This window comes from Jeotgalicoccus psychrophilus DSM 19085 (genome assembly GCF_000425845.1).
Lineage (GTDB): Bacteria > Bacillota > Bacilli > Staphylococcales > Salinicoccaceae > Jeotgalicoccus > Jeotgalicoccus psychrophilus.
In genome coordinates, this window is the sequence record NZ_KE384463.1 from 276304 (window position 1) to 294336 (window position 18033).

Sequence of the window (18033 nt, forward strand, 5' to 3'; positions counted from 1 at the left end):
CCCGGTTAACAACGGTGTTTCCCTGTTGTGAATCCAACGCAATCTTCCCGCAAAAAAGACGCCAACTCAGTTAGCGTCCTAATTAATCGTATTAAATTTCCTTTTTATGCTCTGCTTCGTTAATCGTTTCATTGGGTCCGCGGTTTTCTTTTGAGCGTTTGCGGTTTCTTTTAACTACCCACATCGACATCGTTAAGACGAACGACAAGACTGCTAAAAATGCAGCATAGCCTAAGAGCGGCTCCCACGCGAGATTATTGTAAAAGTTCGGCAGTACAAATGCGGCGATGCCCATTGCGACGAAAGTTACGACCGGCATAAGCAGATATTTATTCGTGAAAAAGCCGACGGCCATTGAAAGAATTATCACTGCTAAAATTGTATATATATAAAACTGTACATCACTGATCATATTCTCACCTCTACTTAAATAATTACCCCATTTTTTAAAAATCATTCACAGTTTCTAATGAATATACAATATTCAAAATTTTATGTATAATAAGTTATGTAATAAAGGGATAAAAAACCAGGGAGATGATTTAATGTCAGAGTTACAAAACAGACAGGATGCCGATGTCAATTACACATGGGATCTCAGTCTTTTATTCAAGGATGATGATTCGTGCACGTCGGCGATTGACTCTGTAAAACAGAATGTGGATTCTTTTGAATTCGAGTTTGCGGGTCAAATTGAAGATATTGCCGCAGCTGTTAAAGCAATCAGCACTTACCGCAATATTTTAGAGCAGTTTGTCTTAATCAGTACATATGCGAACTTGCGTTTATCAGGGGACCGCAGCGATCAGGAGGCACAGAAACTCGGTGCACTTGTCGGCAATGCGGGGACAAATCTAAGTGCAAAAACAAGCTTTTTACAAAGTGAATTATTAGCGAAAGATGAATCTTTCTTAGAAGGTATTGCTAAAGAGAAAGAGGAATATACAGGATTTATTGAAGATTTATTACGCGATAAACCCTACCAGCTTGACCAGAACGTAGAAAAAGCACTCGCTTCATTCTCATCTGTCTTTAACGGACCGTACGATTTATACCAGAAAACTAAACTGTTAGATATCGACTTCGGAACGTTTACAGCAAACGGCGAAGAGCATTCTTTATCGTATTTAGCATTTGAAGGCGGACTTGAATCGAATCCTGATAAAGAAGTCAGACGCGCAGCGTTTAAGAAATTCTCGGAATCACTGCGTCAGTATCAGCACACTACAGCCGGAACGTACGATATTCATTTAAAACAGGAAAAAGCTGAGGCGGATTTACGCGGCTACGATTCAGTCATCGACTACCTGCTCCACGGACAGAAAGTCGACCGTAAATTATACGACCGTCAGATCGATGTGATTACTGAAGAACTTGCACCGCACATGAGACGTTACGCTAAGCTTCTTAAAAAAGTGCACGGTCTCGATACAATGCGCTACGAAGATCTGAAGATTCCATTAGATCCGGCAAGCGAACCGGAAATCAGTGTTGAAGAATCACGCCAGTATATTCTTGATGCCCTTGGGATTATGGGGGAAGATTACACGGACATGATTAACCGTGCATACGACGAACGCTGGATTGACTTCGTTATTAATAAAGGGAAATCAACAGGTGCATTCTGTTCAAGCCCTTACGGCTCACATCCGTATATTTTAATTTCGTGGTCTTCTTTAATGGAAGAAGTTTTTGTTCTTGCTCATGAACTTGGTCATGCAGGACACTTCTATAACGCAAACCGTGCGCAGAATATTTTTGATACGCGCCCTTCTATGTACTTTATCGAAGCGCCGAGTACGATGAACGAAATGCTTGTCGCAAATAATTTACTGAAGAACTCGGACGATCCGAAATTTAAACGCTGGGTAATCAGTTCGATTATCTCACGCACGTACTACCATAACTTTGTGACTCACCTGCTTGAGGCGGCGTATCAGCGCGAAGTATATAACCGCGTTGATAACTACGAATCAGTAACGGCAGAATCATTAAACGAAATTAAACGCGGCGTCATTGAAAAATTCTGGGGTGACGATGTAGACATCACTGAAGGCGCGGAGCTTACTTGGATGAGACAGCCCCACTATTATATGGGACTTTATCCGTACACTTACTCTGCAGGATTAACAATCGCTACAGAAATGTCACAGCGCATTCTGAACGAAGGCCAGCCGGCAGTCGACGAATGGCTTAAAGTTTTAAAAACAGGCGGCAAAGAATCGCCGGTTGATTTAGCGAAGATGGCAGGCATCGATATTACAACAGACGCGCCGCTGAAAAACACGATTAAATATATCGGTGAACTGGTCGATGAATTAGAAACACTGACTGAAGAAATCGAAGGATAAAATTTATGTAACTGGAGGGGCTTGTCGCCCTTTCCAGTTTTTTGTTTGATGAAACGCGCTCATATCAGAGGTAACGGATTATCCCACCAATGAAACGCGCTCATATCAGAGGTAACGGCTTACCTCACCAATGAAACGACTTCATATCAGAGATAACGAATTATCTCACCAATGAAACGACTTCATATCAGAGGTAACGGCTTACCTCACCAATGAAACGCGCTCATATCAGAGATACCGGCTTACCTCACCAATGAAACGACTTTCATATCAGAGATAGGCCATAAAAAGCACAAAAAAGCGGAAGCCCCTCCAGGGGATTCCGCCTTCATATTATAAATATAAACTTATTTCTTTAAGTGTGTTGCGCCGTTTTCAAATACGATTTTGCCTTCTTTTAAAAGGCCGCCTAATGCGCGTTTGAACTGGCCTTTTGATAAGTTGAATGTGGCTTTTATGTCTTCCGGTGAGCTCTTGTCTGTGAATTCCATCATGTCACCGTGCATCTGCATGTATTCTACGATGCGTTCGCCGTCTGTGCCTAAACGTTTATATGCTTTTTCAAGGAATGATGCGTTGACTTCGCCTTTTTCGTTGATGCCGATAACGCGGAAACTTACTTCCTGGCCGAGGCGCGGTTCCTGTTCACGTTCTGTTTCATGGACGAATACTTTGTATCCTTCTTCGGATAAAATAAATGTACCCACGCGTAACAGACGGTATGGACGGCCTTTCAGCCATTTGTTGCCAAGTGTTTCGTAGTCTTCTTTTTGCAGCGGCTGGAATTTCTCGTCTGCTTCAGTTTCGTTGATTAAGCGTCCGAACATCTGATCGTCGGCTTCAACACGAATTGTTGCGTATACCATATCGCCTACTTGCGGCCATACTTCTTTCATGCGCGGAAGATCAATCCACGGAATTAAAATTTCACGCGGTGAACCGATTTCGAGGTAGGCGCCGTCACGGTTTACTTCGCTGACTTCAGCGTAGCCGAATTTATCAGCAGTAATACTTGGGATAGTCGGTGTTGCGAACAGTTCACCCGAGCGGTTTGGATATATAAATACAAGTATTTCTTCATCGATCTCGTATTCTTTATCCCCTTCGATTTCTGAACTGTTCATGCGGATATACTTGTTGTCATCTGTCACTAGAGTGTAAGTTGATCCTTCTTTTTTAATCACTTTTAAAAATTGTGTAGTACCTGAAAGTTTTGTCATATAGACTCCTCATTTATATTGTTTCTATTGTGTATTATTAGTTTATCAGTTAATGTTTAATATTGTGGTTTTTAAATAGTAAGCATACGGATGAACATAATGGTGTATTTAAATAATACCATATTTATGGTATTATCGCTTATGAATGTAAACTAAAAATGATTGTTTTATATAAAGGAGAATGCACATGCTGCAAGTAAGCGAAGTGAGTCTGAGATTTGGAGACAGAAAATTATTTGAAGATGTAAATATTAAATTCACACCGGGGAACTGTTACGGTTTAATCGGTGCGAACGGTGCCGGGAAGTCTACTTTCCTTAAAGTGCTGACAGGTGAAGTTGACTCGGAAGGACACGTTATTTTAGGCGCGGACGAGCGCATGGCCTTTCTTCGCCAGGATCACTTCGGCTATGAAGATACACGCGTATTAGATATCGTAATGATGGGCCATGAAAAATTATGGTCTATTATGAACGAGAAAAACGAAATTTACATGAAGCCCGACTTTTCGGATGAAGATGGAATCAGAGCAGCTGAACTCGAAGGAGAATACGGCGAAATGGGCGGCTGGACTGCTGAAAGTGACGCAGAAACACTCCTTCACGGCCTTGGTGTCACGCACGACTTAGTTGATAAAACGATGGGTGAAATCGATAACACGGCAAAAGTTAAAGTGCTACTTGCACAAAGCCTGTTCGGTAACCCCGACGTTCTTCTCCTCGATGAGCCTACAAACGGACTTGATATCGAAGCAGTTCAGTGGCTTGAAGAATTCCTGATTAACTTTGAAAACACTGTCATTGTCGTATCCCACGACAGACACTTCCTGAACAACGTATGTACGCATATCGCTGACTTAGACTTCGGCAAAATCCAGGTATACGTAGGAAACTACGACTTCTGGTACCAGTCAAGCCAGATGGCATTACAAATGTCTCAGGATCAAAACAAGAAAAAAGAAGAAAAAATTAAAGAGCTTAAGGACTTCGTTGCACGTTTCAGCGCCAACGCTTCGAAATCAAAACAGGCAACGAGCCGTAAGAAAATGCTCGAAAAAATTGAGCTGGATGATATTAGACCTTCTTCACGCCGCTATCCTTTCGTCGGCTTCACTTCTGAAAGAGAAATCGGTAATGAACTTTTAACAGTAAGAGATCTTAGTCATTCTATTAATGGCGAAACAGTGCTTGATAACTTAACGTTCACACTGGCACCGAACGACAAAATTATTTTAACAGGCGGTTCGGAACTGCAGCGCACTACCCTTCTGCGTATTCTTGCAGGGGAAATTACTCCAGATGCCGGAACGGTAACATGGGGTGTCACAACTTCACAGAGTTACTTCCCGAAAGATAACTCTGAGTTCTTTGAAGGCATCGACTTAAGTCTTGTTGAATGGCTGCGTCAGTACGCTCCGCCGGAAGAACAGACTGAAACATTCCTGCGAGGTTTCCTTGGCAGAATGCTGTTCAGCGGTGAAGAAGCGAAGAAAAAAGCAAGCGTCTTATCCGGTGGAGAAAAAGTTCGCGCCATGCTCAGCAAAATGATGCTGGCACAGTCGAACGTTCTTTTAATGGATGAGCCGACTAACCACCTTGACTTAGAAAGTATTACTGCAGTCAACGACGGTCTGAAAAAATTCAAAGGGTCAATTATCTTCACATCACATGACCTTGAGTTCATAAATACAATTTCAAATGTCGTGCTTGATTTAAGTGACAACAAAGCACTTGTTAAGGAAATCGGCTACGAAGATTACCTGATTGAAAAAGGTGTTATAAAGAAATAGGAATTGTCTGTTTACTTTAAATACTTTGTTATGTATAATGACAATCAACATCAAAAACTGAATAGAACGGATGAGGCGCATCAATCAACAGTACTCATATACTTAACTTCTGCAAAAGTGTATATGACGAAAGGGTGAGATGCCGAAATAGTTAACGTGCAGCCGTTAACTGTTGGATCTAGTGGTTAAGAGCTATGGATTTGTCATTATTTTCGAAAGAATAATGGAGGGCATCGCTTGTATATAAATTTAAAACAAGTCCGGTACCCGGGCTTGTTTTTTTATTTGTAAATTTTTATTCAGATAAACTTCTAGGAGGCTGTATTTTATGAAACTCGCAATTGTCGGTGCAACAGGTGTCGTCGGTACAAAAATGCTCGAAATGGTTGAACAGTATAAGATTCCTTATAACGAACTGGTACTCTTCTCTTCTAAACGCTCAAGCGGCAAGGAACTTGAAGTGAACGGTGAAACATTTACAGTTCAGGAGCTGACTGAAGACAGAACAAAAGAAGGTTTTGATTATGTAATTATGAGTGCCGGCGGTTCTACGAGTGAAAAGTTCGCCCCGCTCTTTGAAGCGGCAGGCTCGATCGTTATCGACAATTCAAGTTTCTGGAGAATGCATGAAGATATCGATTTAATCGTTCCGGAAATTAACACACCATCATTAAAACGTAAAATTATCGCGAATCCGAACTGTTCAACAATCCAGTCGGTCATCGCTTTAAAACCTTTATACGATAAATTCGGCGTCACACGCGTACACTACGCAACGTATCAATCAGTATCAGGCTCCGGCGCTGGCGGTATCAGAGATCTTGAAGAAGGTGCAAAAGGCGCTGAGCCGACGACTTATCCAAAGCCGATTTACAATAACGTTATTCCGCAGATCGATGTATTTTTAGACGACGGCTATACGAAAGAAGAAGTCAAAATGATTGATGAAACGAAGAAAATTCTCGGTGACGATAACATACAGGTTACTGCAACATGTGTCAGAGTACCGGTGATTTCCAGCCACAGCGTACAGATTAATGTGACATTGGACAAGGCGGCAACGGAAGAAGAAGTGCGCGACGCATTTAGAAATATTCCGCATATCGTCTTAATGGATAATCCGGCAGAAGGTGTTTATCCTACTCCGTTTGAAGCGACAGACGAAAACGAAATTTACGTCGGCCGTATCCGTAAAGACCCGACGCTGGAAAACACTTTCCACGTATGGTGTGTCGGCGATAACATTCTAAAGGGCGCAGCACAGAATACAGTGCAGATTTTGAAATCATTAATAGATAATAAATAAGGAGAGCGATATATATGAGTCCGATTTTCGAAGGTGTCGGCGTGGCAATGACCACCCCGTTTAGAAATAATCAGGTAGACTACGATGCTTTTCAGAGCCACATTGAGTATTTAATTGACAACAATGTTCATAGTTTAATTATTAATGGTACGACAGGCGAATCCCCTACTTTATCGCCGGAAGAAATTAAAGAACTTTTACGTGTCGGTGTTGAAACTGCAGCTGGCCGCGTACCGGTCATTGCAGGGACAGGCACGAACTCAACTCAGCAGTCGATTGAATTATCGGTGTTCGCAGAAGAAACAGGTGCTGACGGAGTGATGCTGATTACGCCTTATTACAACAAGAGTAATCAGCGCGGTTTAATCGCACACTTTACAGCGATTGCTGACAGTATTAATATTCCTGTTATTTTATATAACGTGCCGGCACGTACAGGTATGTCAATCGATCCTGAAACAGTGTTAGAGTTAGGCCAGCACAAAAATATCGTTGCACTGAAAGATGCAGTGGGCGATTTAAATTATACAATCAATGTTTTAAACCTTGTTGATTCTGAATTTTCACTATACAGCGGCAACGATGACAATCTGTGCGACTTTACTGCACTCGGCGGCAAAGGATTAATTTCAGTTGTCGGCAACGTGATTCCATGTGAGATGCAGGAAGTATACGAACGGATTGCTGCAGGCGACGCTGCAGCAAGACAGCGTTTCGCTTCACTGATGCCGGTAATTAACGCAGTACAGATTGATGTGAACCCAATTCCGGTTAAAGCTTTAACAGCTGAACTCGGGTTTGGTAATTATGAGCTTCGCTTACCGCTCTTGCCTCTTGAAGAAGATGCAAGACAGGCGATTGTCGATGCATTTAACGAATTCAGAAAAGGTGTAAGGGTATGAGAATACTCTTAATCGGTTACGGGACGATGAACAAAATCGTTGCCCGTCTCGCAAGTGAAGCCGGACATGAAATTGCGGGAGTGATTTCATCCGGAGAGACTGACTACCCTGCTTTTACAAATATCGATGAGGCGAATGCGGATGTGGCGATTGACTTTTCCAATCCCGAGCGCATTCAGCCGCTGATTGAAAAAGACTTCCAGACTCCCCTCGTTGTCGCAACGACAGGAAAAAAAGAAGAAATTGTCTCAGCCTTAAAAGAACGTGCTGCACAGGCACCGGTATTTTTCAGTGCCAATATGAGCTACGGCGTGCACGTCTTAAACAAACTGCTCCGTGAAGCTCTGTCACAGCTTAGTGATTACGATCTGGAGCTGGTTGAGCGTCATCATAATAAGAAAGTCGATGCACCGAGCGGTACGCTCGTTAAACTCCTCGATACGGCACTTGATATGCGTGACGGCAGTTATCCGGTCTACGACCGGTCATCTGTCAGTAATCCGCGTTCGAAAGATGAGATCGGCGTCAGCGCAATACGCGGCGGCACGATTGTCGGCGAGCATGAGGCAATTTTTGCCGGGCTCGATGAAGTCATAGAATTGAAACATATTGCGCAGTCGAAAGATATTTTCGCAAACGGTGCCCTTGTCGCCGCAGAAAATCTGGTAAACAAAGAAAACGGATTTTACGACTATAACAACATATTCTAAGGAGATTTTACACAATGAAAAAATTTACGGCAGAAGAGATCATTCAGTACATTTCAAACGCGGAGAAAGAAACACCGCTTAAAATTTATGTTAACGGAAACTTTGAAGGTGTCCAGTTCGATGAGTCATTTAAAGTATTCGGGACAGAGGATTCAAAAACTGTGTTCGCAGATGCGCGTGACTGGCAGAAGTTTTATCCTTCAATTGAAGATAAAGTGACAGATATCGTTATCGAACAGGACCGCCGCAACTCGGCTATTCCTTTAATGGACTTAACGAATACGAAAGCGCGTATCGAACCGGGTGCATTCATTCGTGAACATGCAGTAATTGGTGACGGCGCGGTTGTCATGATGGGCGCGTCAATTAACATCGGCGCAATTGTCGGTGAAGGCACGATGATCGATATGAATGCAGTGTTAGGCGGCCGTGCAACGACTGGTAAAAATGTCCACGTTGGTGCTGGTGCAGTACTTGCTGGTGTTATTGAACCGCCAAGCGCGTCCCCTGTCGTTATCGAAGATGATGTATTAATCGGCGCGAACGCTGTTATTTTAGAAGGTGTGACTGTCGGTAAAGGTGCAATCGTTGCAGCTGGTGCAATTGTTACTGAAGATGTTCCTGCAGGAACTGTCGTTGCGGGTACTCCGGCACGTGTGATTAAACAAGCAAGCGACGTTACCGGTTCTAAAAAAGAAATCGTACAGGCGCTTAGAAAGCTGAATGACTAATGTCAGAACGTTACGAAAAAGAGCTTAAGTTCGTTACCGAACACCGGAGATATCTGCATCAGCATCCGGAATTAAGTCTTAAAGAATATAAAACAACTGAGTACATTATTGCTGTACTTGAAGAAATTGGTATACTGTCCTGCCGGGTGCTGGATACGGGTGTCGTCGCTTACTTAGAAGGCAACAGCAAGACGACACTTGGCTTCAGAGCCGATATAGACGGCTTGCCGGTGCACGAACAGAATGATGTTGAATATAAAAGCCGTGTGGATAATGTAATGCACGCGTGCGGACACGATGGGCATACCACTGCCCTTCTTTTATTTGCACAGCGTGCGAAAGCATTGGCGGATAACGGTGAACTGAAACATAATTCGGTATTTATTTTCCAGCCGAGTGAAGAAGCGAATGCCGGTGCGAATTTAATGATTAATGCATGGGCTAATCGTCCGGATTTCGCTGCGATTTTCGGCGTGCATTTAATGCCTGATGAAGATGAAGGACTCGTTTTATACAGAGATGATGAACTGACAGCAAGTGCAACGGAATTTCACTTTACAGTGAAAGGCTCAAGCGCTCACGTGGCACAAAAACATCAGGGTGTTTCTGCCCTTGAAACAATCTTAAAAATTGCGGCAGAAGTAGGCAATATTCAGCAGTTTCATTTAGACGGTTTAAACCGCAATATTATTCATATGGGTCAGCTTAGTTCCGGTGAAGCTGTTAATACGGTACCTGCAAACGCAGCGCTCCGCGGGACAATCCGCACTTATGAAGCGTCAGATCTTGCTGTAATTAAAGCTCAGCTGACTAAAATTAAAGAAGCTGCAGAATTATTATACGGTGCGGCGGTTGAACTGAATTATACTGAAGGCTATCCCGCAGTGAAAAATAATCCGGAATTAAAAGAAATGGTCGAATCATCAATTCAGGATGCCGGGCTTCGAGGTATAGAGAAAGATAAACCATATTTATTCGGAGAAGATTTCAGCTTTTATTCCAATATCGCAAAAACCTATTTTGTCTTTGCAGGCGCAAGGAATTTAGAAAAAGGCTTTGCATCAAGCCTTCATACAGATACGTTTAACTTTGATGAGCGCGTGCTTATTAAAGTGGCAGATTACTATGAAGCGCTGTTAAATAACTACTAATGTCAGGGAGAGAATAGCAATGGGTGGTACTTTTCAAATAGATGAAGCGCAGTTTATCGAACAGGCTCGTCAGTTTCAGCTGACGGACCGGACGATTGCCGTCGTTAAAAATAATGCATATAACTATGGACTGGAATTCGCGGTTAAAGCATTTGCGATTTCAGGAATTCGTGCGTTTGCGACAACTTCGGTGGACGACGCGGTTAAAATCAGACACATGTGCGGAGATAAAGTTGACATTATATTAATGAATCCGACGACGGATTTTAAACGCGCACGCATGTTCAATCTTCATATCACCCTCCCCTCCCGGGATTATTATGATGCTTATAAAGACGAGCTGCATGATATACATATCCATTTAGAATATGCCGGACTATTTAACCGTTCCGGGCTGTCTTCTATAGAGGAACTTGAGTATATTTTAAATGATATGAATGAATCAGATCTTGAGCTCAATTTCACAGGACTTTGGACGCACTTCGGCTACTCAGATGAGTTCGACGGCATTTATGAAACAGAGCGCGGCATGTGGGAGCAGTTTATCAGTGATGTGCTGGAGCTCGGAATTAAACCATCTATTATTCATGCACAGAACAGCGCGAGCTATGTCAGAGACGGACTTTTGGATAAGCACTCGCACGTGCGCTTAGGCATCGGACTCTATGGTTCGAAACCGTATGCGGATTTAGACGATACAGACTTTGTTCAATCGTCGACACTGTCAGCACCCATTGTTCAGTTCAGACGCTTAACTGCAGGCATGACGCTCGGTTACGGCGCCGCCTTTAAAGCGGACGAAGACTGTACTGTTGCAGTTGTGGATATCGGATACGGCGACGGTGTCCTCCGTGCACGTGCCGGCCATGAATGTGAAATTGGCGGAAAAACTTATCCTATCGTCGCACTTATGATGAGTCATATGGTCGTACTGGTCGATGACGATGTAGAGGCACACATGTCCGTTTATCTGTATAACAAGAAACTCCGCATCGACAAATACACACATCTCGGTGTCGGGGCTAATTCTGAACAGCTCGGTGCGTTAAACTATCAATCATTAGGGAGAGAAATTATTTATGACGTTTAATTATCAATCAGGAGAACTTCAAGTAAGAGGACATAAAATCAGTGATATTGCAGCAGAATACGGTACGCCGGTCATCATTTACGATGAAACGTATATGACCGGAATGATGCAGAAATATCACAGTGTATTAAAGCGTCATAATCTTCCTTACTCTGTATCGTACGCATCAAAAGCTTTCAGCAGCGTGCAGATGATAAAACTGCTTGAAGAACAAAAGATGGAACTCGATGTCGTGTCAATCGGTGAACTGTATACAGCTTTAGCTGCAGGATTTCCAGTTGAGGATATTCATTTTCACGGGAATAATAAAACGCCCGAAGAGCTTCAATATGCTTTGCAGCATGGCGTGCGTTTCTTCATTATCGACGGGCTTGATGAAATTGAGCTGATTGACTCGCTCGCGGATGATGACGTAAACGTGCTGATTCGTATAAACCCGAGTGTTGAAGTGAACACGCACGACTATATTTCAACCGGACAGGAAGACAGCAAATTCGGTCTGTCACTGTCGAACGGTGCGGCTAAACGTGCGATTGATAATATTAATGCGAGTAAATACCTGCATTTTAAAGGCATTCACTATCATTTAGGTTCACAGCTCGATGACAGCGCGCCGTTTATTAATGCGGTGACAAATGTTTACAGCTGGCTCGATGAACATAATATTGATATTGAAATTTTAAATATGGGCGGCGGCTATGGTGTGAGATATACCGAGGAAGATGTACGTTTCCCGATTGAAGAAGGATTCAATGCGATTATCGGTCACTTAAAAGAAGTCGTGAGTGCATCAGGCCGTGAACTGCCCCATGTTATGATTGAACCGGGACGTTCGATTGCCGCTGAAGCAGCAATTACCGTTTATGAAGTCGGTACGATCAAGGATATTCCGGGAGTCGCGAAATACGTCTCTATAGATGGCGGTATGAGCGATCACATCCGTACACCCTTGTATGGTGCAGAGTATGAAGTTGTGCCTGTGAAGGATGCAAATGAGGATGCTGACGAAGTTTCGACACACGTTGTCGGTAAACTGTGCGAGTCCGGCGATATAATCGGTAAAAACAAAATGCTGCCGGGCAATTTGCAGCGCGGTGATCTGCTCGCTGTGAAAACTACCGGAGCATACCACTACTCCATGGCATCAAACTACAACCAGATGCGAAAACCCGCAGTCGTGTTTGTCGGTGAAAACGGCGTGCGTCAGGTCATTAAACGCCAGTCACTGGAACAATTGATAGAAAATGATGTGAGATAAAGAAACTCAGCCGGAAATCCCGGTAGAGTTTCTTTATTGTTTGAAGTGAATTTTTGTCTGTTCGATAAATAAATCAACTAGCGGATTTTGCCAGCTCTGCTTTCTCGTTAGCAGCAGTGAACGGAATAAATCAAACTCGAAATTATGACGGATCACTTTAAGATTGCCGGATTCCAACTCTTTTTTTACTTTTCCTAAAGGCAAGACTGAAAAGCCGATATCATCCAGCAGAATGCTTTTTATGGCATCGATACTCCACAGCTCTGTTATTTTCTCTATGGAATCTTTGGCAAAAGATTCGAACATTTGCCGGTATGTCGCATCTTTTTCATTAGTTACAAAATGGTTATATTTATTTTCTTGAATCATATGCTGGTTTACTCTGCTGTCAGTATATTTATATGATTTGTACGGGGGGGATATTCCACCTTAATTGGAGTACGACGGCGGCTCGTTGTCGTACTTTGACAAGGCTTGGGGTACGACGGTGAATCGCTGTTGGTGTTTAACGTAACTTGGAATACGACGAGGATTTCGCGTCGTACTTGAACGCATCTTGGAATACGACGGTGATTTCGTGTCGTACTTGAACGCATCTTGGAATACGACGTCAGATTGGTGTAGTCTTTTAACGTAACTTAGGATACGACGGCATCTCACCGTCATATCCCAAGAATTCTAATCATACAGGATTCATCAAATATGGTCTTTATATCTCATATACACGTCAGATTTTTTTAAGGCATCATCAAAATCATAATATTTAAATGTATATACAGTCTTTCTTCCTTTTCTATCAACATAACAATGTTTTAAAAGTGCTCTTGAAATAGCTTTATGATGTAAATCATTGTCAATAAACTCCAAAAGATTATTACGGGTCATCGGCTGATTATAGAATAAGAATTTATAATCACTCATCGCACGTAGCAGATGTGTTTCATTACATTCTGTGCACCAGCATTTGTTGCATGTCAGATGAAATCTCTTCTTACTCAGATTAAAGCTTCCGCAATTTCCACAGTACAATCCGAATTTCAGTCGGGTTTTATCCGTTTGAGGATTAAAGAAAGTATTCTCCACAATGCTTTCACTGATTAACCGTGAAATATATTGTGCTCTATTTCCTGTTGTAATTCCCGGCTGGTTAAACTGATGAAAATAGTCGCGGATGCCTGAGCGAAGTATCATTTTATCCCAATTAGATTGATCGTCTGAATGGAAAGTGAACGTGTCATTTGGAAAAACCAGCTTTCCGGCGACGTTAAAATCAGCTTTAGCTGAGTTACGAAGTTCCATCAGTTTTCCGACTGCCCTGTTGAGCTGACTGAATGCATTATTAGGAATCAGATAATTACCTCTGAACCAATTTCCATTTCTAACGGTACAGTTTCCGGTGAAATTTTTAATCTCATTTGAAATAATTCCTTTATCACTAATAATCAAACTGTCATACTGGGTAACTGAATTATCAATATTAAGAAAAACATCTCTGTAAATCAGAATATTATCATGCCCGATACTGTCAAAGAGCTCGTCATACATCAGCTCCCCTTCATAGCCATTTTTATATGTCTTAAATTTTCTGAATTCTTCCTTCGTTAATGCGGTTCTTGCACTAAGTGCCTCGTATAAAAGTAAATCATGCGGTTTTGTTCTTTCATTGATAAACATCTTAAGTCCTCCTTTTAAAATATAAACCTTCTTACCCTATATATAGGTGAAAAGTGGCGTTTCCTTTTAAAAAAGTTACTTGAACACAAAAATAGCAAAACTGGTTTACTTTCTACACCATTTTAGTTATAAATGGAATTATATGGCAGGTGAAATTTGGATGAAAGTATTCTATTATCATAGATAATGGGGGATAATTAAGGGTTAGTGATGTATTAAATCATCTGAATTATGAGGTGATCGTTGTACCTCGGGAATACGCAACTTGGAGTACGACAGAGGGTCGGTGTTGGACTTTAACACGCCTTCGAATACGACGGTCTCACGGTGTCGGGCATTAACGCATCTTGGAATACGACAGTGCCAAGGTGTCGTACTTCAAGAGGGAAAACTACCTCGAAATACAGAAATCCCAACAAAAAAAGCAGGTACCCGGATAAAATCCGGGTACCTGCTTAGAAGTTACAAATTATTCTAATGAATCAATTTATAATTATAGTTTAGCAACGTTTGCAGCTTGTGGACCGCGGTCGCCTTCAACTACTTCAAATTCAACTGCTTGACCTTCTTCAAGAGACTTGTAGCCTTCTTGGTTAATTGCTGAGAAGTGTACGAATACGTCGTTTTCTCCTTCAATTTCGATGAAGCCAAAACCTTTTTCTGCGTTAAACCATTTCACTGTACCTTGTTTCATTAATAAAATCCTCCAAAGACATAAATTACCAATAAGAAGAACTTACTGATGATTCATATTATACGATATATTTAGTTATATTGCAAGTCAATTTCCAACGATTTTGTGACGTTTTTCATCATTTTTATAAAATTCATTATTTTGTGTCATTATCGGCGTATAGTATATTTGGACGTCTTCATCGCAGTCTTCACAAAATTCTATCTCGCATGCGTTAAAGAATGCGTATAAATCATATTTACCCTGCACATAACTGTTATAGTCATTTTTCATTTGATCTATTATTGCTTTGTAGCCAGATATCATTGCAGTTATATCATCGTACTGATGTCTGCTGATGATATCTTCCTGCCAATCATCGAAGAGCCACCAGCCTTCATAATCCGCCTTAACAATCACGACTTCATACATGTTTAAAACTCCATTCCCCAGCCGATATTATTCATCATTATAAACGCGTATAATTAGCATTATCAAGCATAACGCTTTATAATTATAATAAATAGCCACATATATACTAAGGGGTTTTGAACAATGAAGAGTAATTATTCACATTTCATTGCTTCTGTGATTGCTGTACCGGCCGGCCTTGTTGCGTGGGTTCTGTCGTCTAACGTATTCGATATTCATATGTTTTTAGACGTCATCGTCGGTATCGGCGGTTTTGGTGCATCCTACCTGCCCGCCCAGCGTATTTCACATAATAAGCATTTAGAGAAATTGAAACTCACGAACAGTGAGTACAAATATATAAAAGAACAGCTCGCTCAGGCGAAGGAGCATACGAATCGTTTGCGTTCCAGCTATATGAATATCAGATCGATAAAAGATGCGAAGATGATATTCGATATTAACCGGATCGTTAAAACGATTATTTCATCTGTAGAGGAAGACCCGAGACAGTTTTACAGCGTTCAGCAGTTCTTCCACTCTAATTTGGAAACAGCTGTTAACACGATTGAAAAATATCTTTATCTGCATAAGATGCCGGGTAAAACTAAAGATGAGCGCATTCAGCTGCACGAGACACGTTTATCAATGTTAGAATTGAAACGTACACTGCAGTCGAACTTGTCCCATATGAATCAGAGTAGCTACCAGGATTTAAACGTCGAGCGGGATTTGATTAAGATGAACTCGGCACGCGCGAAAAAACGCCAGGCTGCGCTTGGTAATAAGCTCGGCAAAGAAAAAGTGAATTTGCATAAGAAAAAAAACACTGAAAAAGAAACAGAAAAAGTACATCGGGGTGAATGAAATGGCTGAAGACAGAAACTTAAAAGATGAGTTGCTTAAGGATCCATTTAAAGAAATGAGTGACACTGAGGATAATTTAATACTGCAGCCTGAAGAAGCTGCAGCGAACAAACCGAAGGAAAGCGAAATGCTGACGACTTACAAAGACCAGTTCAGTGAGTCTGATCTTAAATCGATTCGTGAAATTAAAGATAAAATTGAACCGCTGAACAATGATGCACTGATTACTTACGGTGCGAACGCTCAGCAGGCAATGTCTAAGTTCTCTCATCAGATGCTGAACGAAGTCCAGTCAAAAGACGTTGGACCAATCGGTGAAACATTAGAAGAACTGATGAAGAAGCTGAAAGAAATTGATCCGGAAGAACTGACTAACGAAAAAAGTAATATATTCAAGCGTATGTTTGGACGTGTGAAGCGTTCAGTTAACGAAATGATTTCAAAGCATCAGAGTATCGCTTCACAGGTGGACCGTATTTCAATCCAGCTTGAGCACGCAAAAGAAGTGCTGATTAAAGATGTGAATATGCTCGATGGCCTCTACAACCAGAATAAGGATTACTTCGATGCAATTAATATTTACATTGCAGCAGCTGAACTTAAAATGGAAGAACTCGAGAATGAAACACTGCCCCGCTTAAAAGCTGAAGCAGACTCGTCAAGCAACCAAATGGACGTACAGGATGTAAATGACATGATGCAGTACATCAACCGTCTAGAGAAGCGTGTGCATGATTTAAAACTGTCCAGACAGATTACATTGCAGTCAGCACCGCAAATCCGCATGATTCAAAATATCAACCAGACACTGGCTGAAAAAATCCAGAGTTCAATTTTAACGAGTATTCCATTATGGAAAAATCAGATGGCGATTGCTCTTACCCTGCTCCGTCAGGAGTCGGCATCCAAAGCCCAGCGTGAAGTAACGAATACGACAAATGATTTGTTAACGAAAAACAGTGAGATGCTGAAACAGAACTCATTAAGAACTGCAACAGAAAACGAACGCGGTATCGTCGATATCGAGACGCTGAAAATAACTCAGGATAACTTAGTCACAACGATTGAAGAAACACTTAGAATTCAGAGTGAAGGTTCACAGAAACGTAAATCTGCTGAAGCAGAACTTGTAACGATGGAGAAAGAATTGAAAGAACGTCTTCTGCAAATTAAAGATAAACACAGATACTAATAGAAATACTGAATGAGCTCCCTGCTATTGGCAGAGAGCTCATTTTTTGTGCTGTCTATGACCGGGGGTTCTTCGTTAGTTGGGAAGAAAAAGCTTTTTGTCCCGATGAGACAATCTCATGCGGTTAAATACATATTTCCGGCCGGATGTAAGATATACATCCGGTCGATTAGATATTAGCAACCGTATGTGAAGCGTTCATGCGGTCGATTAATCGATTTCAACCTGATGTGAGGACTTCATCGGGCCGATAACTAATATTATTATTCTTGCCTATGCAACACTTCAACGGTATACATGAGAAAGCTGTTTATCTTCAAAACGCCATTCCCTGCTGAGAACTTCCATAAAATTTCCCGCAAAAAAGCCACTCTCCGAGACGGGAAAGTGATGTGCTCCCCTTAAGTTGGACCTAAATCCAACTTAAGGGGAGTTTTTGTTATGAAAAATAAAAAACATAGTTTTGAGTTCAAAATGGCAGTAGTTCAATCCTACCTTAATAATGAAGGTGGATATAAGGCTTTAGCTAAGCAGTATCAGATCAACCCTTCATTAATTACAAGATGGGTGAATAACTATAATGAGTTTGGGCCAGACAGCCTGCTTAAGCACATGACGAAAACAACTTATACTAGTGAATTTAAACGATCTGTTTTAGACTATAGACAAGAAAACTTGTTGTCCTATAAAGATACAGCGCATCATTTT

The 18033-nt window shown here is 41.6% G+C and carries 18 protein-coding genes and 1 riboswitch; of the genes, 12 read left to right on the forward strand and 6 right to left on the reverse strand.

Annotated features, from left to right (window positions below):
- Positions 1-91: 91 nt before the first annotated feature.
- On the reverse strand, positions 92-412 hold the full coding sequence (locus H625_RS13010; RefSeq protein ID WP_051239060.1) for a hypothetical protein: 321 nt from the start codon (positions 410-412) through the stop codon (positions 92-94).
- A 133-nt stretch (positions 413-545) separates the two neighbouring features.
- Here H625_RS13010 and pepF point away from each other — a divergent pair, with 133 nt between their 5' ends.
- On the forward strand, positions 546-2351 hold the full coding sequence (pepF, locus tag H625_RS0110145; RefSeq protein WP_026859804.1) for an oligoendopeptidase F: 1806 nt from the start codon (positions 546-548) through the stop codon (positions 2349-2351).
- A 347-nt stretch (positions 2352-2698) separates the two neighbouring features.
- Here the strand turns inward: pepF and H625_RS0110150 are convergent, their stop codons facing one another.
- Positions 2699-3571: a CvfB family protein gene (locus tag H625_RS0110150; RefSeq protein ID WP_026859805.1), complete on the reverse strand. Its 873-nt coding sequence runs from the start codon at positions 3569-3571 to the stop codon at positions 2699-2701.
- 187 nt (positions 3572-3758) lie between these two features.
- Between H625_RS0110150 and H625_RS0110155 the strand changes: the two genes are divergently transcribed.
- From H625_RS0110155 to lysA, 8 genes are all read left to right on the forward strand, one after another.
- Positions 3759-5360 (forward strand): ABC-F family ATP-binding cassette domain-containing protein, encoded by a 1602-nt coding sequence (locus H625_RS0110155; RefSeq protein ID WP_026859806.1) that lies wholly within the window; start codon positions 3759-3761, stop codon positions 5358-5360.
- Between the two features lie 62 nt (positions 5361-5422).
- Positions 5423-5602, forward strand: a riboswitch (Lysine riboswitch).
- A gap of 86 nt (positions 5603-5688) precedes the next feature.
- On the forward strand, positions 5689-6666 hold the full coding sequence (locus H625_RS0110160; RefSeq protein ID WP_035785732.1) for an aspartate-semialdehyde dehydrogenase: 978 nt from the start codon (positions 5689-5691) through the stop codon (positions 6664-6666).
- Positions 6667-6680: 14 nt separating this feature from the next.
- Positions 6681-7568 (forward strand): 4-hydroxy-tetrahydrodipicolinate synthase, encoded by an 888-nt coding sequence (gene dapA, locus H625_RS0110165; RefSeq protein WP_026859808.1) that lies wholly within the window; start codon positions 6681-6683, stop codon positions 7566-7568.
- Positions 7565-8278 (forward strand): 4-hydroxy-tetrahydrodipicolinate reductase, encoded by a 714-nt coding sequence (gene dapB, locus H625_RS0110170; protein WP_026859809.1) that lies wholly within the window; start codon positions 7565-7567, stop codon positions 8276-8278. The genes dapA and dapB overlap by 4 nt, the downstream gene beginning before the upstream one ends.
- A gap of 14 nt (positions 8279-8292) precedes the next feature.
- A complete protein-coding gene (dapD, locus tag H625_RS0110175; RefSeq protein ID WP_026859810.1) occupies positions 8293-9009 on the forward strand; it encodes a 2,3,4,5-tetrahydropyridine-2,6-dicarboxylate N-acetyltransferase in 717 nt (238 codons plus the stop codon).
- Positions 9009-10160, forward strand: coding sequence for a M20 metallopeptidase family protein (locus H625_RS0110180; RefSeq protein WP_026859811.1), 1152 nt, complete (start codon positions 9009-9011; stop codon positions 10158-10160). The genes dapD and H625_RS0110180 overlap by 1 nt, the downstream gene beginning before the upstream one ends.
- Positions 10161-10179: 19 nt before the next feature.
- Complete coding sequence (locus tag H625_RS0110185; protein ID WP_026859812.1) at positions 10180-11250, forward strand: alanine racemase; 1071 nt, start codon at positions 10180-10182, stop codon at positions 11248-11250.
- Positions 11240-12508: a diaminopimelate decarboxylase gene (gene lysA / locus H625_RS0110190; RefSeq protein ID WP_026859813.1), complete on the forward strand. Its 1269-nt coding sequence runs from the start codon at positions 11240-11242 to the stop codon at positions 12506-12508. The genes H625_RS0110185 and lysA overlap by 11 nt, the downstream gene beginning before the upstream one ends.
- A 33-nt stretch (positions 12509-12541) precedes the next feature.
- Here the strand turns inward: lysA and H625_RS0110195 are convergent, their stop codons facing one another.
- From H625_RS0110195 to H625_RS0110210, 4 genes are all read right to left on the reverse strand, one after another.
- Positions 12542-12877: a LysR substrate-binding domain-containing protein gene (locus H625_RS0110195; RefSeq protein ID WP_026859814.1), complete on the reverse strand. Its 336-nt coding sequence runs from the start codon at positions 12875-12877 to the stop codon at positions 12542-12544.
- A 327-nt stretch (positions 12878-13204) separates the two neighbouring features.
- Positions 13205-14182 (reverse strand): nuclease-related domain-containing protein, encoded by a 978-nt coding sequence (locus tag H625_RS0110200; protein WP_026859815.1) that lies wholly within the window; start codon positions 14180-14182, stop codon positions 13205-13207.
- 493 nt (positions 14183-14675) lie between these two features.
- Positions 14676-14876, reverse strand: coding sequence for a cold shock protein CspA (gene cspA / locus H625_RS0110205; protein ID WP_026859816.1), 201 nt, complete (start codon positions 14874-14876; stop codon positions 14676-14678).
- A gap of 87 nt (positions 14877-14963) precedes the next feature.
- Entirely contained in the window at positions 14964-15287 is a 324-nt protein-coding gene (locus H625_RS0110210) for a DUF1033 family protein (RefSeq protein ID WP_026859817.1), read from the reverse strand.
- A 123-nt stretch (positions 15288-15410) separates the two neighbouring features.
- On the opposite strand from H625_RS0110210, the gene H625_RS0110215 reads away from it, so the two are divergent.
- The 3 genes from H625_RS0110215 to H625_RS0110225 form a co-directional block, all read left to right on the forward strand.
- Complete coding sequence (locus H625_RS0110215) at positions 15411-16133, forward strand: 5-bromo-4-chloroindolyl phosphate hydrolysis family protein (protein ID WP_026859818.1); 723 nt, start codon at positions 15411-15413, stop codon at positions 16131-16133.
- A 1-nt stretch (position 16134) separates the two neighbouring features.
- Complete coding sequence (locus H625_RS0110220) at positions 16135-17325, forward strand: toxic anion resistance protein (RefSeq protein ID WP_026859819.1); 1191 nt, start codon at positions 16135-16137, stop codon at positions 17323-17325.
- 441 nt (positions 17326-17766) lie between these two features.
- Positions 17767-18033, forward strand: a 267-nt coding sequence (locus H625_RS0110225) for a helix-turn-helix domain-containing protein (RefSeq protein ID WP_026859820.1), incomplete at its 3' end; no start/stop codon positions are given.